The 7234-nt window shown below is 67.5% G+C and carries 8 protein-coding genes; 3 read left to right on the top strand and 5 right to left on the bottom strand.

Annotation, left to right across the window (positions count from 1 at the left end; all coding sequences use genetic code 11):
- Nucleotides 1-459: 459 nt before the first annotated feature.
- A complete protein-coding gene (locus CCN51_RS43565) occupies nucleotides 460-657 on the top strand; it encodes a hypothetical protein (protein ID WP_405383341.1) in 198 nt (65 codons plus the stop codon).
- 155 nt (nucleotides 658-812) lie between these two features.
- Here the strand turns inward: CCN51_RS43565 and CCN51_RS43560 are convergent, their stop codons facing one another.
- The gene (locus CCN51_RS43560; RefSeq protein WP_014177688.1) at nucleotides 813-1199 is read right to left on the bottom strand and encodes a metal-sensitive transcriptional regulator; all 387 of its coding nucleotides are present in this window, start codon (nucleotides 1197-1199) and stop codon (nucleotides 813-815) included.
- A 193-nt stretch (nucleotides 1200-1392) separates the two neighbouring features.
- Here CCN51_RS43560 and CCN51_RS43555 point away from each other — a divergent pair, with 193 nt between their 5' ends.
- Both CCN51_RS43555 and CCN51_RS43550 read left to right on the top strand, forming a co-directional pair.
- On the top strand, nucleotides 1393-2013 hold the full coding sequence (locus CCN51_RS43555) for a DUF47 domain-containing protein (protein WP_014177687.1): 621 nt from the start codon (nucleotides 1393-1395) through the stop codon (nucleotides 2011-2013).
- A gap of 8 nt (nucleotides 2014-2021) precedes the next feature.
- Nucleotides 2022-3020 (top strand): inorganic phosphate transporter, encoded by a 999-nt coding sequence (locus CCN51_RS43550; RefSeq protein WP_014177686.1) that lies wholly within the window; start codon nucleotides 2022-2024, stop codon nucleotides 3018-3020.
- Nucleotides 3021-3158: 138 nt separating this feature from the next.
- On the opposite strand, the gene pstB is transcribed toward CCN51_RS43550, so the two are convergent.
- The 4 genes from pstB to pstS form a co-directional block, all read right to left on the bottom strand.
- On the bottom strand, nucleotides 3159-3935 hold the full coding sequence (gene pstB / locus CCN51_RS43545) for a phosphate ABC transporter ATP-binding protein PstB (protein ID WP_014177685.1): 777 nt from the start codon (nucleotides 3933-3935) through the stop codon (nucleotides 3159-3161).
- 31 nt (nucleotides 3936-3966) lie between these two features.
- Nucleotides 3967-5043, bottom strand: a complete 1077-nt coding sequence (pstA, locus tag CCN51_RS43540) for a phosphate ABC transporter permease PstA (RefSeq protein ID WP_014177684.1) — start codon at nucleotides 5041-5043, stop codon at nucleotides 3967-3969.
- Nucleotides 5040-6026 carry a phosphate ABC transporter permease subunit PstC gene (gene pstC / locus CCN51_RS43535; RefSeq protein WP_043487155.1) on the bottom strand — a complete coding sequence of 329 codons (987 nt, stop codon included), beginning with the start codon at nucleotides 6024-6026 and terminating at the stop codon, nucleotides 5040-5042. The genes pstA and pstC overlap by 4 nt, the downstream gene beginning before the upstream one ends.
- Nucleotides 6027-6128: 102 nt before the next feature.
- On the bottom strand, nucleotides 6129-7234 hold a 1106-nt coding region (pstS, locus tag CCN51_RS43530), incomplete at its 5' end, for a phosphate ABC transporter substrate-binding protein PstS (RefSeq protein ID WP_086860831.1).

Below are 7234 nucleotides of genomic sequence, written 5' to 3'. Positions count from 1 at the left end.
AGGACGGGCAGGACGGGCAGGGCGGGCAGTCTGGTCAAGATGGCCGGTCCGGCCAGGGCAGCCAGGGCGGCCAGTCCGGTCAGTCCGGCCAGGGCGATGGAACCGGAACCAGAGGCGGAACCGCGAGCGGAGGCCGGAGCGGGGCCGGGCAATCGGGGCAGGGCGGTGACGCCGCCCAGGGTGCGCCGGGCAATCGGAGCACCCCCGGCCCCCAGAGCGTACGGCGGACGCTGGGGGTGGCCTCCACCATCGAGCTGTACGACTTCGGCGCACCGGCCGCCGTGACGCTCCCTAAATCATCGGATATTTACACAGGAAGGGTTGGATCCCCCCAGACCTAGCCAGCGCATGCCGTTCAGCCCCGTGAAATGGTCCATCCGTGCCATGCGCGGAGTGTGTACCGATCCCTACGCTGGGAAGCCGCTGCTCGGAAGTGCTCGCAGATGCTCGCAGGAGGAGGTGAAACACGTGGTTGCGCGTCGCGGCTCGTCGGGCCCGGACCCCGTGGCCCTCGTCGAGATCGATCTCTACGGTGAGTTGATGATCGCTGCGTCGAGCGCGGACGAGGAAAGGCTCAGTCCGGACCGTATCGACGAGGTGCTCCAGGTGGCGGAGGACCGATCAAATCCAGCCGAGGGTGAGGGCGCCCGGCCGTAGCGCCGACGGCGGTGGTCCGCCGGCAAGGCCGGAGAGCCGGGTGCCGAAGGGCCCGGTGTCGAAGGGCCGGGTGCCGAAGGGCCCGGTGTCGAAGGGCCAGGGCCGGAAGGCCCAGCGGGGGGCGGCTGAGCGAGGGCGGCTGGGCGGCGGCGCCGTCAGGTCCGCAGCAGCCGGGCGATGGCGGCGGTGGCCTCGGCGACCTTGGCGTCGACCTCTTCGCCGCCCTTGACGGCGGCCGCCGCCACGCAGTGGCGCAGATGCTCCTCCAGGAGTTGCAGCGCGAAGGACTGCAGCGCCTTGGTGCTCGCGGAGACCTGGGTGAGTATGTCGATGCAGTAGACGTCCTCCTCGACCATCCGCTGCAGGCCCCGGATCTGGCCCTCGATGCGGCGCAGTCGCTTGAGGTGCTGGTCCTTCTGCTTGGCATAGCCGTGGCCGGTGTGCTCGGCGAGGGTGGGGGTGGCCTCCGCCTCGGGCTCGGGCGCCTGGCTCCGCTGCTCGCCCTCGGCGGGGGCGGTGTTGTCGGCTGCCGTGGTGGTCATGGCGCCCTCCCGTTGTTCGCAAATGTCCGCATATACCCCGGCTGGGTATATGGTACCGGGTCTGCCTGGTTGGACCGGGTCCCTGTGATAAGCACTCTGCCCTATGGGTCACACTGGGGAACGCCGGTTACCGTGGCCGGATGATGCACCTAGCATCAACGAGACAGACCCCGATGCATTCCAAGGATCCCCAGTGCGCTTTCGTCTGACCCCCAGGGAGACGAGCTTCTACGACATGTTCGCGGCTTCCGCGGACAACATCGTTACCGGCTCGAAACTCCTGATGGAACTGCTCGGGGCGGACTCCTCCGCTCGTACCGAGCTCGCCGAACGCATGCGGGCCGCGGAGCACGCGGGGGACGACGCGACCCACGCGATCTTCCACCAGCTGAACTCCTCCTTCATCACGCCGTTCGACCGCGAGGACATCTACTCCCTCGCCTCCTCCCTCGACGACATCATGGACTTCATGGAGGAGGCCGTCGACCTGGTCGTCCTCTACCAGATAGAGGAGCTGCCCAAGGGGGTCGAGCAGCAGATCGAGGTACTGGCGCGGGCCGCGGAGCTGACCGCCGAGGCGATGCCGAACCTGCGCACCATGACGAACCTCACCGAGTACTGGATCGAGGTCAACCGTCTCGAGAACCAGGCGGACCAGATCCACCGCAAGCTGCTGGCGCACCTGTTCAACGGCAAGTACGACGCCATCGAGGTGCTCAAGCTCAAGCAGATCGTGGATGTGCTCGAGGAGGCGGCCGACGCCTTCGAGCATGTGGCCAACACGGTCGAGACGATCGCCGTCAAGGAGTCCTGAGCCTCGGCATGGACACCTTCGCGCTTGTCGTGACCATTGCGGTCGCGCTCTTCTTCACGTACACCAACGGCTTCCATGATTCGGCGAACGCCATCGCCACCTCCGTCTCCACCCGGGCGCTGACCCCGCGGGCGGCGCTCGCGATGGCCGCGGTGATGAATCTCGCGGGCGCCTTCCTGGGCAGCGGGGTCGCCAAGACCGTCAGTGAGGGCCTGATCGCCACCCCGACCGGCGGCCAAGGCATGATGATCTTGTTCGCGGCGCTGGTGGGCGCGATCACCTGGAACATGGTGACCTGGTACTTCGGCCTTCCGTCGTCCTCCTCGCACGCCCTGTTCGGCGGCCTGGTGGGCGCGGCCCTCGCCGGGTCCAGCACCGTTCACTGGAGCGGGGTGGTGGAGAAGGTCGTCATCCCGATGTTCCTGTCGCCCGTCGTCGGTCTGGTGCTGGGCTACTTCGTGATGGTGGCCATCCTGTGGATGTTCCGGAACGCCAACCCGCACAAGGCAAAGCGCGGCTTCCGCATAGCCCAGACCGTCTCGGCGGCGGCCATGGCGCTCGGCCACGGTCTGCAGGACGCCCAGAAGACCATGGGTGTCGTGGTGATGGCCCTGGTCATCGCCGGTGTGGAGGACGAGGGCGACGCGATTCCGGTGTGGGTGAAGATCGCCTGCGCCGCGATGCTCTCGCTCGGTACGTACGCGGGCGGCTGGCGCATCATGCGCACACTGGGCCGCCGGATCATCGAGCTCGACCCGCCGCAGGGATTCGCGGCGGAGACCACGGCGGCCTCGGTCATGTACACCGCTTCGTTTATGTTCCAGGCGCCGATCTCGACGACCCATGTCATCACCTCGGCGATCATGGGTGTCGGCGCGACCAAGCGGGTGAACGCGGTGCGCTGGGGCGTGGCGAAGAACATCATCCTCGGCTGGTTCATCACCATGCCGGCGGCGGCCGGTGTCGCCGCGCTCAGCTACTGGATCGTCAACCTGGCCTTCGGCTGACGTACGCATACCAAAAGGCAGCGGGCCCGCCCCCGAGGTGATCGGGGGCGGGCCCTTCGTCCTGTGGTGGCACCGCCATGCAGCACCACAGGACGTTCCTCCTCCGCCGTCGGCACGCCGCCGGCGGGAGGCGGTGCGTCAGCCGAAGCGGCCCGAGATGTAGTCCTCGGTCGCCTGGACGGACGGGTTGGAGAAGATCCGCTCGGTCTCGTCGATCTCGATGAGTTTGCCCGGCTGGCCGACGCCCGCCAGGTTGAAGAAGGCCGTGCGGTCCGAGACGCGCGCCGCCTGCTGCATGTTGTGCGTCACGATGACGATCGTGAAGCGCTCCTTGAGCTCACCGATCAGGTCCTCGATGGCGAGTGTGGAGATCGGGTCGAGCGCCGAGCACGGCTCGTCCATCAGCAGCACCTGCGGCTCGACCGCGATGGCGCGGGCGATGCACAGCCGCTGCTGCTGGCCGCCGGAGAGGCCGGCGCCCGGCTTGTTGAGCCGGTCCTTGACCTCGTTCCACAGGTTGGCGCCCTTGAGGGACTTCTCGACGATGCCCTCCAGCTCGCTCTTCTTGTACGAGCCGTTGAGCTTCAGCCCCGCCGCGACGTTCTCGAAGATCGACATGGTGGGGAAGGGGTTCGGGCGCTGGAAGACCATGCCGACCGTACGCCGCACGGAGACCGGGTCGACGCCCGTGGCGTACAGGTTCTCGTCGTCCAGCATCACCTTGCCCTCGACCCGGCCACCGGGGGTGACCTCGTGCATCCGGTTCAGGGTGCGCAGGAAGGTGGACTTGCCGCAGCCCGACGGGCCGATGAAGGCCGTCACCGAGCGGGGCTCGACGGTCATCGAGATGTCCTCGATGGCCTTGTGGGTGCCGTAGTAGGCGGTGAGGCCGCTGACGTCGATGCGCTTGGCCATGTGAATCACTTCTCTTCTTCGTGGCGTGGCCTCAGCGGCCGGACTTCGGTGCCTTCCAGCGGGCGATACCGCGGGCGAGCAGGTTGAGGATCATGACGAAGGCGATCAGGACGAGCGCCGCCGCCCATGCTCGGTTGTACGAGGCATCGTTACCGAGCTGCCACTGCTCGTACACGTAGTACGGGAGCGAGGACTGCGCGCCGTCGAAGGGGTTGTTGTTGATCCCCGTGGCGCCGAACACCAGCAGCATGATCGGGGCCGACTCACCGGCGATACGGGCGACCGCGAGCATCACACCGGTGATGATTCCGCCGATCGCGGTGGGCAGCACCACCTTGAGGATGGTGCGCCACTTGGGCACGCCCAGTGCGAGTGAGGCCTCGCGCAGCTCGTTCGGGACGAGCTTGAGCATTTCCTCCGTCGAGCGGACGACGATCGGCATCATCAGGATGGCCAGGGCCATCGCGCCTGCGAAGCCGGAGTAGTCGAAGTCCAGGATGATGATCCAGAAGGTGAGGATGAACAGACCGGCGACGATCGAGGGGACACCGGTCATGACGTCCACGAAGAAGGTCACGGCCTTGGCGAGCTTGCCGCGTCCGTATTCCACCAGGTAGACGGCGGTCAGCAGGCCGATCGGGGCCGCGATGGCGGTGGCGATGCCGACCTGCTCCAGCGTGCCGATGATCGCGTGGTACACGCCGCCGCCGGGGAGGATCGTCTGCACGCCCTCCATGGAGTGGCCGAGGAAGTAGCCGTCGAGGACCGTGCGGCCCCGGTCGACGGTCTCCCAGATCAGCGAGACCAGCGGGATCACCGCGAGCAGGAAGCAGACCCAGATCAGGCTGGTGGCCAGCTTGTCCTTGGCCTGGCGGGAGCCCTCGACCTTGGTGGTCAGGGTGAAGGAGATGAGCACGAACAGCAGCGCGGCGATCAGACCCCACTGGGTCTTGCTGCTCAGATCGCCGGCGACGCCGATGCCGCAGCCCAGGCCCACCGAGATCAGCGCCAGGCCGATCGGGGTCCACTTGGGCAGCCGGGGCTGCTTGAGGCCCGGCCGCGGGGCGTCGCCGGCCACCGCGCTCTTGTCGATGACTGCATTACTCACGCAGCGGCTCCCGAGTACTCCTTGCGGCGGGCGATGATCAGCCGCGCGGCGCCGTTCACCAGCAGCGTGATGACGAACAGCACCAGACCGGAGGCGATCAGCGCGTCACGCGCGGGGCCGTCGGCCTCCTTGAAGTGGCTGGCGATGTTCTGGGCGAAGGTGCCGCCGCCCGGGTCCAGCAGGCTGGCGTTGATCAGGTAGTTGGGGGACAGCACGGTGGCCACGGCCATCGTCTCGCCGAGCGCGCGGCCCAGGCCCAGCATGGAGGCGCTGATGATGCCGGAGCGGCCGAAGGGGAGGACCGACATCCGGATGACTTCCCAGCGGGTCGCGCCGAGAGCCAGCGCGGCCTCCTCGTGCATCTGCGGGACCTGGCGGAAGACCTCGCGGCTGACGCTGGTGACAATCGGGATGATCATGATCGCCAGCAGGATGCCCACGGTGAACAGGGAGCGCGGGGTGCCGTCGTTGTACTCGAAGATCTTGGTCCAGCCCAGGTAGTCGTCGAGCCACTTGTACAGGCCGGTCAGGTGCGGGACGAGGAAGAGCGCCCCCCACAGGCCGTAGACGATGCTGGGGACCGCCGCGAGCAGGTCGATGACGTAGGCGACCGGGGTGGCCAGCCGGCGCGGCGCGTAGTGCGAGATGAACAGCGCGATGCCGACCGCGACCGGGACCGCGATCAGCATCGCGATGATCGAGCTGACGATCGTGCCGTAGACGAGCACGGCGATACCGAAGACCATCGGGCGGCTACTGGTGTTCCACTCGAAGGTGGTCAGGAAGTTGCCGTGGTCGTCGGAGATGGCGGAAACCGCGCGCACGGTGAGAAAGGCCGCGATGGCGGCCATGATCACCAGCAGCAGGATTCCGGACCCTCGGGAGAGACCGAGGAAGACTTTGTCGCCGATGCGGCCGGTGCCACGAGAGCTGGCCAGCGCGGGCGGTTCTGTGGGGGATGTAGGTTCTATATCCGTTTTCATGGGTTCTCCGGTCTGCGGAGCCAGAGGGTGTGTGGCTCCTTGCGCGGCGGTGCACCGGACGGTGCGGCCGGCTCCGGGATGTCGGAGCCGGCCGCACTCGGGTCAGGAGAGGCTCGCGACGCTCTCGCGGACCTTCGTGGCGATCTCGGCCGGCAGCGGGGCGTAGCCGAGCTCCTTCAGAGAGGCCTGGCCGTCCTCGCTCGCGACGTAGGTCAGGAACGACTTGGTGGCGGCAAGGGTGTCGGCGTTGTTGCCCTTGTCACAGGCGATCTCGTACGTCACCAGCGTAATCGGGTACGCGCCCTCTGCCTTGGTGTCGTAGGCCAGGTCGAGGGCCAGGTCCTTGCCGGTGCCCTTGACCTTGGCCTCGGAGATGGCCTTGGAGGCGTTGTCGACGGTGGCCTGGACCGGGGCGGAGGCGCCGGTGTTCAGGTCCACGGTCTTGATGCTGCTGGCGGTCGCGTACGACAGCTCGAAGTACGAGATCGCGCCGGAGACCTGCTTCACCTGCGAGGAGACGCCCGCGGAGCCGTCCGCGGCCTGGCCGCCCTTGCCCTCCCAGGCCTTGCCCGGCTCGTGCGGCCACGCCGAGGGGGCGGCGGCCTTGAGGTACTTGGTGAAGTTGTCCGTGGTGCCGGAGTCGTCCGAGCGGTGGAACGCCTGGATCTTGAGGTCCGGCAGGTTGACGCCCTTGTTCAGGTTCTTGATCGCGCTGTCGTTCCACTTCGTGATCTTCGAGTCGAAGATCTCGCCGAGGGTCTTGGCGTCCAGGGTCAGCTTGTCCACGCCGGGGACGTTGAAGCCGACCGCGATCGGGCCGCCGACCATCGGCAGGTTGACGCCCTGGCCGGTCTTGCACATCTTCTTGGAGGAGGCGACCTCTTCGGGCTTGAGCGCCGAGTCGGAGCCCGCGAAGGCGGTCTTGCCCTGCAGCCACTCCTGGATGCCCGCGCCGGAGCCGGTGGCCTTGTAGTTGATCTTGATGTCCTTGCAGGCCGCGCCGAAGTTCTTGACCCACAGGTCCATGGCGTTCTTCTGGGCGGACGACCCGGACGCCAGCAGCTGGCCCTTGCCCTCGCACTTGATGTTGCTGGCGTCGGTCTTGGTGCCGCCGCCACCGCTCGAGGAACCGGTGTTGTCGTCGGAGCCGCAGGCGGTGAGCACCAGGGCGCCGGAGACGGCAAGGGCACCGGCGGCAATGGCGCGAA

The sequence above is a fragment of the Streptomyces milbemycinicus genome (assembly GCF_002154605.1).
GTDB classification, from domain to species: Bacteria; Actinomycetota; Actinomycetes; order Streptomycetales; family Streptomycetaceae; genus Streptomyces; species Streptomyces milbemycinicus.
The sequence above is the reverse complement of the archived record's forward strand: the minus strand, read 5'-3'. Positions and strand labels throughout refer to the sequence as shown.